Source organism: Pseudomonas sp. TH04 (assembly GCF_016651355.1).
Classification (GTDB): domain Bacteria; phylum Pseudomonadota; class Gammaproteobacteria; order Pseudomonadales; family Pseudomonadaceae; genus Aquipseudomonas; species Aquipseudomonas fluorescens.
In genome coordinates this window covers 5816181-5835612 of record NZ_JAEKEA010000001.1, presented here as the reverse complement: position 1 = coordinate 5835612, position 19432 = coordinate 5816181, and the positions used below count along the sequence as shown (strand labels likewise).

General features: G+C 62.6%; 11 protein-coding genes. 6 read left to right on the top strand and 5 right to left on the bottom strand.

Annotated elements, in window-relative coordinates:
• Nucleotides 1-10 precede the first annotated feature (10 nt).
• From JFT85_RS26340 to JFT85_RS26330, 3 genes are read right to left on the bottom strand one after another with little or no spacing between them, the layout of a single operon-like run.
• Entirely contained in the window at nucleotides 11-1075 is a 1065-nt protein-coding gene (locus JFT85_RS26340; RefSeq protein ID WP_201230699.1) for a lipocalin-like domain-containing protein, read from the bottom strand.
• A complete protein-coding gene (locus JFT85_RS26335; RefSeq protein ID WP_201230698.1) occupies nucleotides 1065-3527 on the bottom strand; it encodes an FtsX-like permease family protein in 2463 nt (820 codons plus the stop codon). Before JFT85_RS26335 ends, JFT85_RS26340 begins: the two co-directional genes overlap by 11 nt.
• Before the next feature lies 1 nt (nucleotide 3528).
• Complete coding sequence (locus JFT85_RS26330; RefSeq protein ID WP_053257014.1) at nucleotides 3529-4197, bottom strand: ABC transporter ATP-binding protein; 669 nt, start codon at nucleotides 4195-4197, stop codon at nucleotides 3529-3531.
• Nucleotides 4198-4471: 274 nt separating this feature from the next.
• Between JFT85_RS26330 and pmrG the strand changes: the two genes are divergently transcribed.
• From pmrG to JFT85_RS26315, 3 genes are all read left to right on the top strand, one after another.
• Nucleotides 4472-5146, top strand: coding sequence for a lipopolysaccharide core heptose(II)-phosphate phosphatase PmrG (gene pmrG / locus JFT85_RS26325; RefSeq protein WP_053257015.1), 675 nt, complete (start codon nucleotides 4472-4474; stop codon nucleotides 5144-5146).
• Between the two features lie 189 nt (nucleotides 5147-5335).
• Nucleotides 5336-6991: a lipid IV(A) 4-amino-4-deoxy-L-arabinosyltransferase gene (gene arnT, locus JFT85_RS26320; protein ID WP_053257016.1), complete on the top strand. Its 1656-nt coding sequence runs from the start codon at nucleotides 5336-5338 to the stop codon at nucleotides 6989-6991.
• Between the two features lie 26 nt (nucleotides 6992-7017).
• Nucleotides 7018-8535 carry an ArnT family glycosyltransferase gene (locus JFT85_RS26315; RefSeq protein WP_053257017.1) on the top strand — a complete coding sequence of 506 codons (1518 nt, stop codon included), beginning with the start codon at nucleotides 7018-7020 and terminating at the stop codon, nucleotides 8533-8535.
• Between the two features lie 55 nt (nucleotides 8536-8590).
• Here JFT85_RS26315 and JFT85_RS26310 read toward each other — a convergent pair whose 3' ends face one another.
• Nucleotides 8591-14860: a non-ribosomal peptide synthetase gene (locus JFT85_RS26310; RefSeq protein ID WP_201230697.1), complete on the bottom strand. Its 6270-nt coding sequence runs from the start codon at nucleotides 14858-14860 to the stop codon at nucleotides 8591-8593.
• Nucleotides 14861-15346: 486 nt separating this feature from the next.
• Here JFT85_RS26310 and JFT85_RS26305 point away from each other — a divergent pair, with 486 nt between their 5' ends.
• Together JFT85_RS26305 and JFT85_RS26300 are read left to right on the top strand one after the other, a co-directional pair.
• On the top strand, nucleotides 15347-16141 hold the full coding sequence (locus JFT85_RS26305; RefSeq protein ID WP_053257019.1) for a helix-turn-helix transcriptional regulator: 795 nt from the start codon (nucleotides 15347-15349) through the stop codon (nucleotides 16139-16141).
• Nucleotides 16141-17610: an efflux transporter outer membrane subunit gene (locus JFT85_RS26300; RefSeq protein WP_201230696.1), complete on the top strand. Its 1470-nt coding sequence runs from the start codon at nucleotides 16141-16143 to the stop codon at nucleotides 17608-17610. Before JFT85_RS26305 ends, JFT85_RS26300 begins: the two co-directional genes overlap by 1 nt.
• A gap of 38 nt (nucleotides 17611-17648) precedes the next feature.
• On the opposite strand, the gene JFT85_RS26295 is transcribed toward JFT85_RS26300, so the two are convergent.
• On the bottom strand, nucleotides 17649-18521 hold the full coding sequence (locus JFT85_RS26295; RefSeq protein ID WP_073637853.1) for a LysR family transcriptional regulator: 873 nt from the start codon (nucleotides 18519-18521) through the stop codon (nucleotides 17649-17651).
• 134 nt (nucleotides 18522-18655) lie between these two features.
• Between JFT85_RS26295 and JFT85_RS26290 the strand changes: the two genes are divergently transcribed.
• Nucleotides 18656-19429 carry a glucose 1-dehydrogenase gene (locus JFT85_RS26290; RefSeq protein ID WP_069551282.1) on the top strand — a complete coding sequence of 258 codons (774 nt, stop codon included), beginning with the start codon at nucleotides 18656-18658 and terminating at the stop codon, nucleotides 19427-19429.
• Nucleotides 19430-19432: the final 3 nt, after the last annotated feature.

Here is a 19432-nt window from a genome sequence, read left to right as displayed (position 1 = left end):
CCACGCGCAGTCAGTACCCCGTCATCTCTAAATACCCGACGCCACCGTCAAACTGCACCGGCCCTTCCCAATACGGAATACTCAGGTTCATCCACGCGTTCGGGTTAACGGCCAGGGGGGTGATATCCAGTTGTTTGGCGGGAATTTTCAGCGACCAGCGCGTGGGAATACTGCGCCCGTCTATGTCGGTGGTGGCCAGTGGTGTGAGCTGGATATCGGCATTGTGCAGGGTCTGGGTGTGGCCCTGCTGGTCGATCCAGGTGCCAGTCAGGTAACCCGCGCCGTCCTTTTGCCGCACGCGAAACAGCATCAACTGCTCGCCACGGTCCAGGTGCAGCGAGAACCAGTCCCAACCGGTCTGGCTGGCTGCCAGGGGTTGGCTGCTCCATTCGCGGTCGAGCCAGGCGGGGCCGCTGACCGGGTACGTTTTACCGTCGAGGGTGATGCTGCCGGCCGCCGCAAAAAACGGCTGGCTGTAGTAGTAAGACGCCTGCCCTTGATCAGATTTGCGGCTGTAGCCCTTGTCGCCCTGCAGCACCAGTGGTCGGTTCGACGTCAGGTGCAAGTCGTAGGCGAACTGCGGTCCGCGGGCCGTGAGTTGCATATCCGCCAACGGGCTTGCGGCGTCTGGGCGGGTGACGAAATTCCAGTCGTCGATCCAGGCGTTGAACGGCACCGCCTGAGCGCCCGCTTGGCCAATGCCGCCACGGGCGTAGCGCTCGGCGGCATAGTGGCGGGTCGCAGAGGTGACGGCGGCATGGCCCAGCCAAACCGTCGAGTCGTGCCAGCCCGGCTGTGTAGGCCCGGCCTTCAAGGCATTGCGAAACAATGTCCATTGCACGCCAAACAGGTTGCCTTGCGCATCCTTGAGATTGGCAGTGACGTACCACCATTCGATGCGAAAGCCATCATGTGGGCCATGGTCTTCGGGAAAGCTGAAGACCTTACCGGGCACCACTTGGGCGAAGTCCGCCGCATCGCTGCCAAGGCCCGCGAAGCTTTCTTCCGGCGCCGGCACTTTGTCGCACGCGCTCAACAGCACGAGCGTTGCCCACAACAGCGCTTTAATCTTCATTGGCAAAGGTCCTCAGCAAATCCGCCGGGCGGCTGCGGTACAACTGCCACAGCGGCCAGGCCGACGCCAACAAGGTGGCAAGCATCGCCAACCCCAACAGTTGGGCAAGCTGCCACGGGAATACCTGCAACGGCAGACGCCAGCCGAACGCCTGCACATTGATCACTGCGTCCAGGCACCATGCCAGCAGCAGGCCCAACGGCAAAGCCAGCACCAGGGTCAACACGGCCAGCAGCCAGGTCTGGCCAAGGTTGAGCAGCATCAACTGCCGCCGCGTCACGCCCAGCGCCCACAGCGGCGCGAGTTGGCCCAGACGGCTCTGGCTCTGGGTCAGCAAGCTGATAAACAACGCCACACCGGCCACGCCGAGGGTGAGGCTGTTCAAGGCGGCGGTGGCGGCGAAGGTGCGCTCGAACACTTGGCTCGACCACCCTTTGAGTTGCTGTTGATCGATGATGCGGCTGTCCTCCAGGGCAAATACGCGCTGTATTTCACGCACCAGCGGCGGCACGTTTTGCGGCAGCACCCGCAGGTTGAAACGTGCCGGTGTCAGCGTCGGCCAATGCGCCAACAGGTGCTGCGAATTGACCAGCAGATGGCCCTTGGGGTTGCCGTAGTCAGCGTATATCCCTACCACGTTGGGTGACCACCGCCCCGCAGGCGTGGGGATAGCAATCGCGTCCCCCAGACGCACGTTCAAGCGGCGCGCCAATTGCTCACTGAGCATCACGGTGTCGCCTTGCAGTAAGCGGTCCCACGGCGTGCTCGTAGCCTCCAGCAATGGCCAGTGCTGGCGATAGGTCGGGTCGTCGACCACGCCAAATACATCCGCCGGCCAGCCCTGCAATTGCACCGCGACTTGCCACGTAGGCAGCACCGCCTGTACCAACGGTTGCTGCGCCAACCAGGTCGTCAGCTGGTCGGCCTGGGCCGGGTTTTGTGGGTTGAGGTACAACTCGGCGGTCAGGCGTTGTTCCAGCCAATGGTTGAACGTCTGGCGGAAGCCCGAGGTCATCGACCCCGCACCAATATTCGCCGCCAGCGCCAACAGCAATGCCATCAGTGCCAGGCTCAAGGCAGGCAGTTGCTGGCGGCAGTCGGCGAGAAACCACTGGCCGAGCACCGCACGACTGCGCCCGAGCCCCACCGTCAACACCCCATTGAGCAGCACCGGCAGGCCGAGCGCCGCCCCCAGCAACAGCGTGGCCATCAGCACGAACCCGGCGGCCAGGCTGTCACCCAACCACAGCGCCAGCAGGGCGATCACCAGCGCGGTCCCCGCCACCCACCCCTGACGCCGCAACCAGCGCCCATGAGCCTCATGCCAGGCCTGGGCATTGGCCAGCGCCAGCAACGGCAAACGCGTCGCGCGCCACAGGCTACTGCCGCCCGCGAGCAACGCGCCGAACAGGCTCAAACCCAATCCTGCGAGCCACCACCCTGGGCTCAGGCTTAATTGGCCGGGTACCTCGGCGCCGTACAGACCGCGCAGGCTGGCGGCCACATCCGGCAGCAACAGGCTGGCCAACAGGTAACCGCTCGCGACACCGAGCACGCCGCCCAGCAGCGACAATACGCCGAGTTCGACACCCAGGCTGAGGATCAGTATCCGGGCACTGACCCCACAAGCGCGTAAGGTGCGCAACAGCCCACGGCGTTGCTCCAACGCCAGGCCGATCGCCGCGTGGACGATAAACAACCCCACCACAAAGGACAAAAAGCCCAGGGCGTCGAGGTTCAGGTGAAAACTTTCGGTGAGGCGCGCCAGGTTATTTTCCTCAGCCTGCTTAAGTTGCAGCGCGGCCGGCGGTGTGGGAAGGCGGGCGGCAAACGCCTTGTCCAGCAGTAAGCGTGACAGTCGCCCAGGCATCTCCAGCAAGGGCTGGGCATAGCCGATATCGGTCAACAACACGCCGGGGGCCATGTCCTGCTGCACCTGAAACGGCGGCAAGGCTTGCCCGCTGCTGGTCAGCGCTTGCTCACCTTCGCGCAAGCCCAGGGCCAACAGGGTTTGCGGGGCGATCCACGTGCGCCCCGGCGGCGTGAAAAACGCAACCCTCTGGGCCTGGCTCAAGCGCTGTCCCGCCACCGCCCCACCGCCAGGCAACGACAACGGGTCGATACCCATCAATTGCAGGCGTTGCGCCTCATGCCCCTTGAGCAGCAAACGCCCCTGCACCACCGGCGACACCGGCCACCCGGCGCGGCGCAGCTCGGCAAACAGTGCTTGGGGGAAGCTCGCACCGTCCGGCGCAGTGAGACTGGCCTGGGGCTCACCGCCAATCAGTTGGCTGGCACGCGCGTAGCTGTCTCGCGCCTGACTGTTGAGCGCCTGCACCCCGGTCAATAGCGCAGTGGCCAGCCACAGCCCGGTCAGCACGCTGAAAAACTGCACCGGGTGCCGCCGCCAATGGCTCAGCAGCGCGCGCAACGCCCAATAAAACACCGCCATCTCAACACGCGTCCGCAGGCACGACACGCCCACGGTGCAACACCACCTGCCGGTCCAGGCGCGCAGCGATGCGCGGGCTGTGGGTGACCATCAACAGGCTGGTGGGGCTGTCGCGCAGCAGGTCAAGCAACAGTTGCAGCACATCATCACTGGTGGCTTCGTCGAGATTGCCGGTGGGTTCATCGGCCAGCAGTAAACCCGGGCGCGACGCCAACGCGCGCCCTACCGCGACCCGCTGCTGCTGGCCGCCGGACAGCTGTTCGGGATAACGCTTGAGCAAGTCCCCCAGGCCCAGGCGCTCAACCAACTGCGCCTGCCACCGCGGATCAAAGCGCCCTGCCAAGCGTGCCTGGAACGCCAGGTTGTCCTCGACGCGCAAACTGCCGATCAGGTTGAACTGCTGGAATACCAGGCCGATTTCGGTACGACGCCAGCGCGCCAGTTGCGCCTCGCTCAGTTGATCCAGACGTTGCTCGCCCACCTGAATACGGCCGCCGTCGACCCGATCAAGCCCGGCCACCAAGTGCAGCAAGGTACTTTTTCCGCTGCCCGACTCGCCCATCAGCGCCAGGCTGCTACGCTCGCTCAGGTACAAGTCGACGCCCGCCAGCACTGGCAATGGGCCTTGCGGGGTGACGTAGCTTTTCAGCACACCTTGCACCTGCAACATAAGAACGCTCGTTTGAAGGACTCCGAACGAGAATAACGGCTGACCGTCAGCCCTACGCAAATTTTTCACATGGATTTCACTGCTTGCCCACCCCTGCCCCTCTAAATTGCCCTCCAAGCGTCGAAATTCGGCAACTTGTTAGTTGCCAGCCGCGACTTTTTATAACCGCGAGATGTTCAGCGAAAAGACAGCAGCCCTATGACAGCCTCTCATTCCCCTACGGGATTGCGTCGATGCGTTGCGCCTACTTAATAAAACACTGCCTACAGTGCCCATGGTGAATGATGTGGTTGACCTTACCTTGACCAAACCGCGCGTGCGCCGTGGCTATTTCAAAGGCTTCAAAAAGTGGTGGGCAGGCCTTGCAGTCATCGTGCTGCTGCTCGCCGGTTTTATGCTGTGGCCTGCATCGCCACGTGACTTGGGTATTGGCGATCGCCTGCTGAACTCACAAGTAATACCTGCATGGCGCAATGGCGAATTGATCGTATTGGTGCGTCATGAAGAGCGCTGCGACCGTTCGGCCAACCCGTGCTTCGCGGCGCCTGAAGGCCTCACCGTTCTGGGCACCCAGCGTGCAGAAGAAGTGGGCAAGGCCTTCAAGGTCCTGGGCATGGAAAACAGCGACGTGATTGCCAGCCCGGCCTTGCGTACGGCACAGACATCGCACTTCATGTTCGGCAAGGCCGAGTTGACCACCAACGAAAAAACCATTTGCGGCAAAGCCATTGGCGAAGAACTCCTCAGCCACAAACAACCGGGACGCAACCTGGTGTTTGTCACTCACAGTGGCTGTATCTCCGACTTCGAAACAGCCTTGGGTTTCCCCCGTGCGCGGTTTTCCGAGTATGGCAGTGCCTTGTTTGTGCGGGTGCTGGCTAACGGCAAGTTCGAAACACTGGGAAAAATCAACAGCGTGGCTTGGGCTAACGCCCTGAAGAAGCTCTAGACACTTTTCGACACACTTCGCAACATTCATGTTCAGCAAGGCGACAGCCCTCTTCTGGCATGTTTAGCTGCGCCCGTTACTTCAGGACGTCATGAATACTTTCAGCCACTTAGTGAACTTTGTGATGCTTTACGTTAATACTTGCACGCCCTCCTATTCAGCCATTAAACGTCAGGGAGCGACGTTTTCATGACCCGATTGAAACCCCTACCGCTTTTGCTATTGGCCTTCGCGGTGTTTTACCTGTTGCCCATGGGCTTGCACGGCTTGTGGATCCCGGATGAAACCCGCTACGCCCAGGTCAGTCAGGAGATGCTCCTGAGTGGCAACTGGATCTCACCGCATTTCATGGGTGTGCGCTATTTCGAAAAACCCGCCGCCGGCTATTGGCTGATCGCCCTGGGCCAGGCGGTGTTCGGCGAAAACCTGTTCGGCGTGCGCATCGCCTCGGCGTTGACCACCGGGCTGAGCGTCGTGCTGGCCTACCTCATCGCCCGCCGCGTGTGGAACGACCCACGCAAAAGCTTCGCCTGCGCCCTGCTCTACATGAGTTTCGGGCTGGTGGCCGGCCAGGCCGGGTATTCCAACCTCGATCCGCAGTTCACTTTCTGGGTCAACCTCAGCCTGGTTGCGCTGTGGTTTGCGCTGGACAGCCGCACCTCGCGTGGCCGCTTGGGCGCCTGGGCAGTGCTGGGCGTGGCGTGCGGCATGGGTTTCCTGACCAAGGGCTTTCTGGCCTGGCTGTTGCCCGTGCTGATCGCGGTGCCGTACATACTCTGGCAGCGTCGCGTGGGCGAGTTGTTGCGGTATGGCCCGTTGGCAATCGTGGTCGCGGCACTGGTCTGCGTACCGTGGGTCCTGGCCATTCACTTGCAGGAACCGGACTACTGGCGCTTCTTCTTCTGGCATGAGCACATCCGCCGCTTCGCAGCCGATAATGCACAGCACGCGCGCGCATGGTGGTTCTTCCTGCCGATCATGGTCGTGGCCTGCTTGCCATGGGCCGGGCTGTTGCCAGCCACCCTGAGCAAAACCTGGAAAGAAAAAGCCCAGCCGCCGATCGTCTTCATCGCTCTGTGGATGCTGCTGCCCCTGGCCTTCTTCAGCCTCAGCCGCGGCAAGCTGCCGACCTACATCATGCCGTGCCTGTTGCCCCTGGCGCTGCTGATGGGCCATGCGCTGACTGACCTGATCAAACAAGGCAAGACCCGCACCATCCTGATCAATGGCCTGGCTAACGCCGTGCTCGGCCTGGTGGCGATGGTGGGGTTGATCTACCTGCAAATGAGCAACCCGGTGTACGGCAACAGTCACGCCGAGATGTTCAGCCTGTCCCTGACCTTCATCGTGCTGTTGGCCTGGATCCTGGCCAACCTGCTGCAAGCGGTTCGCCCGCTGACCTTATGGGCGATGCCGGCGCTGGGCATTGGTTTGCTGGTCGCGTTGTTGCCGGCAGGCATGCCGGCCATGATCACCGATACCGAGATGCCGGATCAGTTCGTGCTTGAGCATCTGGATGAACTGCAACAAACCCATGCTCTGCTAAGCAACGAGCTGGGCTCGGCGTCGGCATTGTCCTGGCGTCTGCGTCGGCCGCAAGTGTCGTTTTATGACACCGAAGGCGAACTGCGCTATGGCCTGACGTATGCCGATTCGGTGCAGCGCAAGGTCGACCTGGACAGCGTCCAGACCTGGCTTGCCGAGGCGCGCCAGCAAGGTTCTGTGGGCGTGCTGATGCGGGTCAAGAGCACCAGCGAACACCGTGAAGAAGGCCAGTTACCAGCGGGGGGCAAGCGGTATCGCAAGGGCGCCCTGTTACTGATCATCTATCCGAAGCTTCCTTAACGTTACGTCTGCCGTGAGAAAAGCCCATGAGCTTCTGGAAAACCGAACGCGGCGCCCTGGTGTTGCTGCTGGGCGTCTCGGCGTTACTCCTGCTGCTGGGCCTGGGCAGTCGCGACTTGTGGGGGCCGGAAACCCGCTGGGCCAACATCGCTTTGCAGATGCTGCAGAGCGGTGATTATTTCGACCCGTACCTCAAGGGCGCGCCCTATTACGACAAACCGCTGCCCTCTTACTGGCTGATCACCGCGTTTGCCAACGTGATGGGCGGGCTCGGCCCGTGGTCACTGCGCCTGTCATCGGTCATCGGGGCCTGGCTGAGTATCTGGCTGGTCTATCTGATTGGCGAACGCTTGTTTCGCAAAGGCACCGGGCTGATTGCCGGCTGGATGCTGGCCACCACCTTCTACTTTCTGTTCTGGGCACGGGTAGCCACCGCCGATGTGCTCACCGTATGTGGTGTGCTGGCCGCTGTCTGGTGGTACTGGCGCGGGCCGGATGACACCCGGCTGGGGCGCTACACGGTATTTTTCCTGCTGCTGGCCGCGACGTCACTGCTCAAAGGTTTGATCGGCTTTGTGCTGCCGGGCCTGGTGCTGTTACCGCACCTGCTCAGCGAACACCGCTACAAGCGTCACCTCAACCTGCGGCTGTTGTTGGCCATGCTGATCGCTGCGGCGTTCTACGCGATTCCTTTTGTGCTGTCCCACTTCTATGGCGCACCGACCTACGGCGAAAGCGGCCTCGAACTGGTGTTCAAGGAAAACGTCGTACGTTTCTTCGACCCGTTTGACCACATGGGGCCGATCTACACCTACTTGATCTACCTGCCTGCCTACACCCTGCCATGGGCGCCGTGCTGGTTGCTCGGCTTGTGGCTGGCTGTGCGCCACTGGCGCCAGACGCCACCCAACGTACGCTGGCTGGTATGGGGGCTGGGCCTGCTGTTTGTGTTCTTCACCGCCAGTGGCAGCCGCCGCAGCTATTACGTGTTGCCACTGGTGCCTTTCGCGCAGTTGCTGGCCGCCTGGTGGTTGAGTGAGCGCCTGGAGAAAAAAACCGCCAGTTGGCCACGCTGGCAAAAAGGCTTTGGGATTACCGCGGGCTTTTTAATGCTGGTGCTGGGTGTGATCTACCCCTGGACCACCGGCAATGGCGGGGTAACCCGCTTCGCCGAGGATGTACAAGCCGAGGCGGTCAAGCACGCACCGTGGAACCAATGGCAGATGGTGCTGGTGGAAGTCGACAACAAGCTGCCGATGTACCTGCAGAACGGCGGCAAACCGTTCTACTACGTCAGTGAAACCCAGGACTTCCCACGCCAGGGCGACAGCGCAGCGTTGATGGCCTGGCTGGAACACACCAGCGGCCAGCACTTCGACCCGCAGCACACGATTATCGTCGCGCAGTATTCCAAGGAAGACCCGACGCCGTTGGCCTACCTGGGTAACGATCACACGGTGATCACGACTCAACCCGACAATGGCGAGCGGATGTTCCAGAAGCGTTCGGGCGGCAGCGTGGCGTTTATTCCCACACCACGCTGACTGACACCTGGCTAGCGCGGCGAAGCCCCACGCCCGGCTCAGCCGCGTCCAGGCCTCAGATCCGGCGACGGCGGTTCAGTTGGGGGATCGCGGTTTGAGGCGCCTCTACGCGTGACACCTGCGCCACCGTGCACGCGGCCAACTGCGCCAGTGTCGGCTGACTGAACAGGGTTCGCGCATCCACCGCCAGCCCGGCCTTGCGCAGGCGCGCCACCAGGTTTACCGCCAGCAAGGAATGCCCGCCCAGTTCGAAGAAGTGGTCATGGCGCCCTACCCGCTCCAACTTCAAGACGTCGGCCCAGATACCCGCCATCAACGTTTCCACTTCGCCTACCGGTGCTTCATACGCACGACTCACCACCGACTCCACGCCTGGCTCCGGCAGTGCCTTGCGGTCGAGTTTGCCGGCGGGGTTGAGGGGTAATGCGTCAAGCTGCACAAAGGCCGCCGGCACCATGTATTCGGGTAATTGCTTCAGCACATGGGCGCGCAAGGCTTCCACGCTCGGCGCTTGGCCGCGCAGGGAGAAATACGCCACCAAACGCTCATCGCGAATCAACACCGCCACCTCTCGTAACGCCGGGTGCGCCGCAAGGCGTGACTCGATTTCACCCAGTTCCAGGCGCACGCCGCGCAACTTCACTTGAAAGTCATTGCGCCCGAGGAATTCCAGGTTGCCGTCCGGCAAGTAACGCACCAGGTCGCCGGTGCGATACAGACGGTCGCCGACCACGAACGGGCTGTCGATAAAACGCTCGGCAGTCATCTGGGCCAACCCCAGGTAGCCGCGAGCCACGCCGACCCCGCCAATATGCAATTGGCCGCTGACGCCCATTGGCACCGGAGCATCGTTGTCATCCAGCACATACAGACGGGTGTTGCTGATCGCCCGCCCGATCGGCAGTTGCCGGGTGGGCACCGGCGCACCGGGCTCCAGGGTCCAGGCGCTGCTGTCCACCGTTGCTTCGGTGGGGCCATAGACGTTGTGCAATCGCACGTTGGGCAAGCGCGCCTGTACGCCACGGGCCAAGGCTTCGGAGAGTTCACCGCCGCCGCACAAAACGTCAGTGAGGCTGGTGCAGAGCGCCGACTGCTCCAGTTCGAGGAACTGCTGCAACATCGCGGGCACAAACTTAATCACGCTGATGTGCTGCTCACGAATCACCTGTGCCAGGTAGGCCGGGTCGCGATGACCATCAGGCCTCGCCAGTACCAGGCGCATGCCGTTGGTCAACGGCCAGAACAGCTCCCACACCGAGCCATCGAAGCTGAACGGCGCCCTTTGCAGCAACGCGCCGCCCTCGGCGTTCGGGCACAGCCGGGAAGCCCACTGCATCAGGTTGCCCAGGCCGCGATGCTCGACCATCACCCCCTTGGGTGTACCTGTGGAGCCGGAGGTGTACATCACATAGGCGAGGTTGGCGACGGTCAAGCCTGGCACCAATGGGTTACCGGTCGGCGCCTGGCTCCAGGCACAGCGGTCGAAGTCGAGCACCGGGATCGACACGTCGCCTGGCAGATCGCGGGTAGCCGCCTGCACCAGCAATGCCACGGGGCGACTGTCTTCAAGCATGTAAAGCAGGCGCTCGCGGGGGTAGCCCGGGTCCAGTGGCACATAGGCCCCGCCCGCCTTGAGGATCGCCAGCAACCCTACCACCAGATCCAGGCCGCGCTCGACACACAGCGCTACCCGCGAATCGGGCTGCACGCCACGCTCGCGCAGGTGGAAGGCCAACTGATTGGCGCGTTCGTTGAGCTCGCGATAAGTCAGTTGCCGCGTGCCGGCCTGCACAGCGATGGCATGTGGAATCTGCCGCGCATGCGCTTCGAACAATGCGTGTACGGTGAGGTTGTCGGGGTAGTCGGTTTCGGTCGCGTTGAAGTCCACCAATAGCCTGCGTAACTCACTGCCAGGTATCACCGGCACCTCGCGCAAGGGCGCTTTCGGCGTGTGTTCAAGCGCGTCCACGAGCCCGTTGAGCACAGTATCGAGATAACCCCAGAGGCGTTCGGCGCCGACCTTGCGCGGCGCCATGACCTTGAGGTCAAAGCCGCTTGCACCATCAATCACCGTGACCATCAGCGGGTAACTGAGGATAGCTTCACTGCTGAGCAACGCGACGCCCGGCACCAGCTTGAAATCCCTGTCGGCGCTGGCGTGTCGGTAGTTGAGCAAGCTGTTGAACAGCGGTGACGCGCTGCTGCAACGCTGGGCAAGCGCCAGAGACGCCTGTTCATGCGCGAGCAAGGCGCTCAGCTGCGTGTGAGTGTCGCTCAGCGCGTCGACCACGCTTTGCCCGGCCAGGCGCAGGCGTAACGGTAAGGTGTTGATGAACATGCCCAGGGCACGGTCGGCGCCTTCGCCCGCCTGCAAACGGCCGAGCAGCACAGTACCGAACACCACGTCGTCACGCCCTGACACCTGTTTGAGTACCTGAGCCCAAGCCAAATGAAACAGGCTCGCGGCGCTCACCCCAAGGGCACGCGCCTGGCCGCGCAGGCGTTGGCTGAGGGCGTCGTTTATCGGGCATTCAAAGGCTTCGATCTCAGCCCGATCAACCTGGTGTTCCTGCATAGCGAAGGCCAGGGTCGGCTCGTCGACAGTCGCCAATTGCTCGCGAAAGAACGCCTCGTGAGCGGCCTGTCGCGCCGCGCAGCGGCTCTGCGCCACCACATTGCGATACGGCACCGACGCCGCAAGCTGCGCCTGTTGACCCAGCATGTGCGCGCGAATTTCGTCCGCCAGCACCGTCATCGACGTGGCGTCATTGACCAGGTGGTGGAAGCGCAACCTGGCGAGCCAGCGCTGGTGGTGCGGGTCTTCGGCATAATCCACCGCCATCAGCGGGGCTTGGCGCAAGTCCAGCGGCGCATGCTCTTCACTGAGCGGCCCAATCGGCAATCGGGCGTCGCGCCACACCACTTGCATCGGCTGTTCAAGGGCGTCCCACACCAGGCTGGTGCGCAGGATATCGTGGCGGTTGATCACCTGCTGCAAGGCCTGGGCAAACGCGTCCAATTGCTCGCGGCGCGCAAAGCTGAACATCGCATGTTGCTGGTAGGGGTCGCGCTCGTCAGTGATGTGGTGGTAAAGCAACCCTTCCTGCAAGGGCGCCAACGGGTAGATTTCCTGCACGTTGGCGGCGCCACCGGGGATGCCGGCGACGATGCACTCAAGGCTGGGCGCGTCGAGATCGGCGAGTGCGAGCATATCGACCGTGATCTGGGTACAACCCGGCGGAATCCGATTGGCAGGCACGTGCACATCGCTGCCACCGGTGACCGCTGCCAGCGCGGCGAGCGTCGGCTGGCCGAACAGCACCTGCACGTCGGCATGCAAGCCTGCCTGACGCATGCGCTGTACCAGTTGCACCGCCAACAGCGAGTGCCCGCCCAGCTCGAAGAAATGGTCATGCCGCCCGATCGGCTGCACCTGCAGCAGCTCGGCCCAGATCTGCGCCAGTCGGGTTTCCACGCCCTCGCGCGGCGCCTCGAACAAGCGCGTGACAAACGCCGCCTGCGTGGGTGCTGGCAGGGCCTTGCGGTCGAGTTTGCCGTTGGCGGTCAGGGGTAGCACCTCCAGCTTCACGTACGCGGCCGGCAGCATGTAATCCGGTAGCGTCGCTTGCAGATGGGCGCGCAGCCCTTCGATGTCGACGCTGTACTGCGCAATGAACCAGGCCAACAGTTGACCTTCACGATACTGCACCACCGCTTCCTTGACCGCAGGATGGCTGGCCAGTGCGGCCTCGATTTCTCCCAACTCAATACGCACGCCGCGAATTTTCACCTGGTCATCATTACGGCCCAGGTATTCGAGAGTGCCATCGGGCATCCAGCGCGCCAGGTCACCGGTGCGGTACATCCGGCCGGGGTTGAAAGGGTCGTGCACAAAGCGCTCGGCACTCAGTTCCGGGCGGTTCAGATAACCACGCGCCACGCCCTTACCGCCGACGTACAACTCCCCCGCCACACCGATGGGCACCGGCCGTTGCTGTTCATCCAGTAAATACACCGTGGCATTGGCGACCGGCGCGCCGATATGCAGCGGTCGGCCGACCTCGACACGCCCGGACGTGGCGACCACGGTGGCTTCGGTGGGGCCGTAGTTATTGATCACATCAAAGGTCTGCGCCCGGCTGAACGTGCGCAAGCGGTCGCCGCCGATCAGCAAGGTGCGCAGGGTCGGATGCTCCAGGCGCTGGCTGAAGGCGTACTCGGCCACCGGTGTCGGCAGAAAGCACACGTCCAGCGGCTGCGCACGCCACCAATCGAGCAGCGCGTCAATGTCTTCGCCGCCGTCGTGAGCTGGCGGCAGGTGCAGCGTGGCCCCCACGCACAGTGCTGGCCAGACTTCCCAGGCCATCGCATCAAAGCCGAACCCGGCCACGCTGGCGGTGTGGCTGCCCGCGTGCAGGTTGAACGCCCGGCAGTGCCAGTCCACCAGGTTCGATACGCAGTGGTGCTCGACCATCACACCTTTGGGCAACCCCGTAGAGCCCGAGGTGTAGATCACATAGGCAAGGTTTGACGGTGTGACCACCACACGCGGGCTGTCACTGAGGGCGCCGGTTTGCTGGTCCAGCCGGATCACCGGCACGTCCAGCATGGGCAAGCGCGGCAGCAGGTCATGCTGGGTCAGCACCGCCACCGGTGAGCTGTCGTGCAGCAGGTAGTTCAGGCGTTCGGCGGGATGGGCCGGATCCACCGGCACATAACAGGCGCCGGACTTGAGGATGGCCAGCAGCCCGACCAAGGTGTCCAGCCCACGTCGGGCCACAATCACCACGCGATCATCCGGCTGTACGCCGTGTTCCAGCAGTTGATGCGCCAGGGCATTGGCCTGCTGATCGAGTTGGGCATAGGTCAGTTGCTGCCCCTGGTACACCGCCGCGATCGCGTCGGGTGCGCGCAAGGCCTGCGCTTCAATGCGCCGGTGCAGGGTTTGCGGTGTGGCATTGGGCTGCGCAGTGGCATTCCACTGCTGCAACTGGGCCTGTTCTTCGGGCGTCACCAGGCAAAACTCGGCGACCGTCAACGCCGTGTTCTGCAACCCCTGTTCCAGCAGACTCGTGAAGCGCTGCGCCAACGCCTGTACCTCGTCGTGCGTGAAATACGCCTCGTTGTATACGCAATGCAGGCACGCGGTGTCCTGGTAACGGTTGCTGCGCAGGTGGATGGCAATCGGCAATGCTTCATGGTGGTTGGACACCTTGATCGCACGAGCCTGGACCTGGCCGTAACGCAGGTCATGGTCGTCTTGCTCGAAGGACACCGACAGGTCAAACAGCTGGCCGCGATCGGCTCTGCGCAGGCCCAGCTCACGGTTCATTTCGCTCAAGGGGAAACGCTGGTGGCGAAAGTCCTGCTTGAGCTGATCACGCACGCCACGCACGAGTGCGCTGAAAGGCAGTTGCTGAGCAAACTGAAACCGCACCGCGCTGACTTGGGTAAACAACCCGACGGTGGAGCGAAAACGCGCGTTGGAACGGTTAAGAATCGGCAACCCCACCACCCACTCATCGCGCTGGCTGGTGCGGGTGAAATACACGTACAGCGCGGCCAGCAGCACATGGAATGCCGAGGCCTGGTAACGGTTGGCCACTTGCTCCATGCGGTTGAGCAGTGCCACCGGGAACGGTTCTACCAGGGTGTTGCTCGGCGCCTGGGCAGTGTGCCGAGGTGCCAACAATGGCTCCGGCAATACCTGGTATTTGTCCAGCCAGTAAGCCCGGTCGCGGGCATAACGGGCGGATTGGAGGTAGCGCTGGTCGGTGTCGATAAAGTCGATATAGGACGGCGCATGCGGCTCCGGTGCGCGCCCCTGATTGAGGTCGGTGTAGAGGCGAGCCAGGGATTGCAGCATTTGGCCGAAGCCCCAGCCGTCGAGGATCAGGTGATGAGCCTGGGTGCCAAGGCGGTAATGATCGTCGTCGAGCTTGACCAGGAAAAAGCGAAACAGCGGTTCACCGGCCATGGCATAGGGCCGCGCCATTTGCGCTTGCATCAAGGCCTGGGCGGCAGCCTGCGGATCGGGCAACGCGCAGAAATCATGCTGCGGCACCTGCACCTTCAACGCGGCGGCGAAGGTTTGCCGGGGCAAGCCGTTCGCGTCGCTGTGCAGTTGAGTGCGCAACGCATCGTGCTTGGCCACCAGCAGCTCGATGGCGCGCTGGATCAGCTCCGGCACGATTGGGCCGGCGAAGTCGACATACCCACCAATGTTGTACAGCGGCGAGTTGCCCACCCGCAGTTGATCGAGCCAGATGTCCTGTTGGGCGGCAGTCAGGGGGAAGCTGGGCGGCAGGCTGGTGGAATGCTTCATAAGATCCTTCTCATGGGGTCAGGCACTGGCCGCGCAGGGGCCCATTACGCCGAAATTGCCGGATTTGAGCATGGGGGTCAGGACCTGTCTGTCACCCTAAACCCGGACATCCGAGGCGGCAGCAGCGGGCTTGGCTGATGGTTCACTGCTGGAACGATTAAAGCCTTGTAGGAAATTGGCTATATGTGGCCGCTGCGGTTTTCTCCAGCGTATTTAGCTGAATTAATTTCTATTTAAATATCAATGATTTAAACAATCCTAAAATTCGTTCATGGCTTTTCGTGGGCGGAATCCACCGTCAGAAGCGTCGAATTAATGACGTGGATTTTATGGCAGGTTGTGTCCCTCGTTTCCGCTACATACGTAGGATAAATCGCTATGGCTAAATGAAATCTCGAACGCCGAGTTACGTTCAAGAAGTACGGATCGCCCCACACAGACCCAGGGCGTCCGTTGACGGTTTTCGACATCAAGGATGAGATGGCTATGAGTCTGACCCGCAGTATCGGTGACACGCAGAGCCCGCATTTCTATGCAGAAATGGGCGAGTTGATTTCAAACAGCGGCCAGGAAACCTTCGCCGCCAACATGCTGCAGCTGGTGGATAAATGGGTACCGATGCACTTGGTCGACCTGAGTGAATGGACCCTGGACGAACTGCGCGACAGCGTGCTGGATATCAAGCTGCTCGGCAGCGCCGGGCTGCAAAAGGACGTGTCTGCGCCGCAGACCGTGCATGCACTGAATGATCATCCGCTGTTGCGGGAAATGCTGCGCATGCAAGACCCGCTGCTGATCCAGATGAAAGCCAATGCCAACAGCGCGCACCCGCGTGGCAGTTCGCACCAGTGCAATCTGGTATCGCGTCAGGGCAACCGGCGCTGTGTGATTTCGTTCTATCGCTCGCCCACCCAGCCAGCCTTTTCCCTGGCGCAGTTGTCGTTTCTCAAATGCTTGTCGGACACCTTGTTGCCCTTGATGGAGCGGCATGCACACCTGCTGCGTCTGGTGCCGCACGCCGAGTCCGAGCCGGCCCAGAATCTGCTCGAGCAATCGCAGTTGCAGCGCGAGTTCTACACGCGTTTGTCCCTCAGCGATATCACCCTGTCGGCGCGCGAGCAGGAAGTTTGCCTGGGCCTGTTGACCGGCGGCACCGTGCCGCAGATAGCCGAAAAACTCAGCGTAAAAAACAGCTCGATCGAAACCTACCTCAAGCGCGCCGCCGCCAAGTTGGGCGTGAGTGGGCGGCATGGTTTGGCCAAATGGATGGTTGGCGCCTGATGAACAAATGGACACTCACCAGCGTCGGTATGGCCTGGATGCTCGGCGGTTGTTCGCTGATCCCCGAGTACCAACGGCCTGCGGCGCCGACCCCTGCGCAGTACCCCCAAGGCGGCGTCTACCGCCTGGCGCAGGTCAACGCCGTAGCGGTAAAGCCGGATTGGCAGCAACTGTTTCACGACCCGGCCCTGCAACAGTTGATTGGCAGCGCGCTGGTCAACAACCGTGACCTCAGGGTGGCCGCGCTGAATGTGGAAGCGTTCCAGGCCCAGTACCGCATCCAGCGTGCGGACCTGTTCCCGGCGGTGTCCGCGACAGGTGCCGGCAAGCGCCAGAAGTTGCCGGCCGGTGTAACCGGCACCGGCAAGTCGGCGATCACCTCCAACTATTCGGCCACGTTAGGGCTCAGCGCCTATGAGCTGGATTTGTTTGGCCGCGTGCGCAGCCTCAGCGAGCAGGCGATGCTCACCTACCTGGGCAGCGAAGAAGCCCGGCGCAGCACTCAGCTAAGCCTGGTCGCCAATGTCGCCAACGCCTACCTGACCTGGCGCGCCGACCAGGAGCTGCTGGCCCTGGCGCAGCACACCCTGACGGCCAACGATCACAGTTGGCAACTGACCAGCCGCAGCAAAAGTGCGGGCAAGGCGTCGGCGCTGGACGTGGTACAGGCCCGCACGGCCGTCGAAAGTACCCGTGCCAGCGTGGCCCGTTATGAACGCCAGGTCGCCCAGGACCTCAACAACCTTGCGTTGCTGGTTGGCGGCCCGGTGGATGAGCACCTGCCGTCGCGGCCACTGGCCGATGACCTGGTGGCACGCGTGCCCGCAGGCTTGCCGTCCGACCTGTTGCAACGGCGCCCGGATATCCTCCAGGCCGAGTACCAGTTGCAAGCGGCCAACGCCAATATCGGCGCGGCCCGCGCAGCGTTTTTCCCGTCGGTCACCCTCACGGCCAACGCCGGCAGCACCAGCACCGAACTGTCAGGATTGTTCAAGGGCGGCACCGGCACCTGGACCTTCCAACCGCAAATCAATCTGCCGATCTTCAACGCCGGCAGCCTGCGTGCCAGCCTTGATTACGCCAAATTGCAGAAAGACATTACGGTGGCCCAGTACGAAAAATCCATCCAGACCGCGTTCCAGGAAGTTGCCGACGGCCTCGCCGCGCGCCAGACGTTCAATGACCAACTGCAGGCGCAACGGGATTTCGTCGCGGCCAACCAGGCCTATTACGACCTGGCCCAACACCGCTACCGCAGCGGCGTCGACAGCAACCTGACGTTTCTTGATGCGCAGCGCTCGCTGTTCAGTTCACAGCAGGCACTGATCGTCGACCGCTTGGCCCAATTGGTCGCCGAGGTGAACCTGTATACGGCGCTGGGCGGCGCGTGGAACGTCAACTCAACCCCGACTGCCGCAGCCGGTACGCCCCCGGCGTCATCTGTGGGTAACGACGGAAAAACCGGTTGAAATCCGCCGCGGCTTAGCACCCCGGTGGGTAGCCGATGTCACTCGCCAAACAATTCCACGATCAGATTGAACACGGTGCTCTTCACCGCACTGTCCAGTTCGGTCCAGGCCAACCCGGTACTGGCCTGGAAGCCGCCCAGCTGCAAATGCCGCGACACGCAATTGGCAGGCAACGCCCGCGCCGCCTGCTGCGGCAACACCCCGATGCCCAACCCGGCGGACACCAGTGCGAGCATGGTGGTGAACTCGCCCAGTTCGCTGGCGATCGCCAGCGGGATGCCCAGGGCCTGGATAAACTCGTCATAGAACCCCGGCGCGTAACGCCGTGCCAGGATAAACACCGGCAGTTTGAGCAGGTCGCCAGGCCGGATGAAATCCTGGGCCGCCAGTGGATGATCGATGGGCAACGCCACGCAAAAATGCTCGCGCAGCACCGCGCGGGTGTGCACGCCGGGGTGGGCCGCCGGCAGGCGCATCAGGCCGAAGTCCAGCTGGCCATGCTTCAAGGCGGCCGCTTGATCAGGGCCGGGCATGTCCTTGAGCTCCAGTTCGATACGCGGGTAGCGCTGGTGCACCGCACGGATTAACTCGGGCAATAACTGTGGCAACACCGAAGACACAAACCCCAAGCGCACCCGCCCGATTTCGCCGCGGTTGGACGCGCGTGCCGTATCGGCCGCCCGCGCCGCCTGGTGCAAGGTGGCCTGGGCTTCCGGCAGAAACACCCGCCCCGCGTCGGTCAGCGTCACCGAGTGGCGGTTGCGGTCCAGCAGGCGCACGCCGAGGCCACTTTCCAGCAGTTTTATTTGCATACTCAGCGCCGGTTGCACGATCGACAACTGAGCCGCCGCCCGCCCGAAATGCAGCTCCTGGGCCAGTACCACAAACGCGCGCAAGTGCTTGAGCTCCATCCGCCCTCCTGGTTATCACCGATATTGATCAGGCGATCATAAATGAACATTGGACCTGCACCCTACACTGGGATGAAGTAAGCGCCAGTGGATCAAACGCTTATCACCATAAGCGCGCCAGGAGAGACAACCCCATGCAAAACGTGTTGGAAACGTTCCGCCTCGACGGTCGGCTTGCCCTGATCACCGGCTCCAGCGCCGGTATCGGCTTGGCCATCGCTCGTGGCCTGGCCCAGGCCGGTGCGCGAGTGGTGCTTAACGGGCGCAACCGCAGCACCTTAGCGGAGGCGGCCGCCATATTGACGCTGGAAGGCCTGGAGGTGCACACCCAGGCGTTTGATGTCACCGACAGCGCGGCCATCCACGCCGCCGTCGCCGATATTGAAGAGCGCCTTGGCCCGCTGGACATCCTCGTCAACAACGCCGGCATGCAACGCCGTGGGCCGCTGGAAGACTACAGCGAGCAACACTGGCGCGAGCTGATCAGCACCAACCTCGACAGCGCTTTCCTGGTGGGCCAGGCCGTGGCGCGGGCGATGATCGCGCGCAAACGTGGGCGCATCATTAATATCTGCTCGGTGCAAAGTGAACTGGGCCGTCCGGGCATCGCACCGTATGCGGCGAGCAAAGGTGCACTGAAAATGCTCACCAAGGGCATGGCCATCGATTGGGGCCCCCATGGGTTGACGGTCAACGGCATTGGCCCCGGCTATTTCAAGACCGAGCTGAATGCACAGCTGGTCGCCAACCCCGAATTCAGCGACTGGCTGGTGCAGCGCACGCCGAGCCGCCGCTGGGGTGAGGTGGCCGAACTGGCCGGCGCCGCCGTCTTCCTCGCCAGTGACGCAGCCAGCTTCGTCAATGGCCATATCCTGTATGTCGACGGTGGCATCACCGCCTCGCTGTAAACC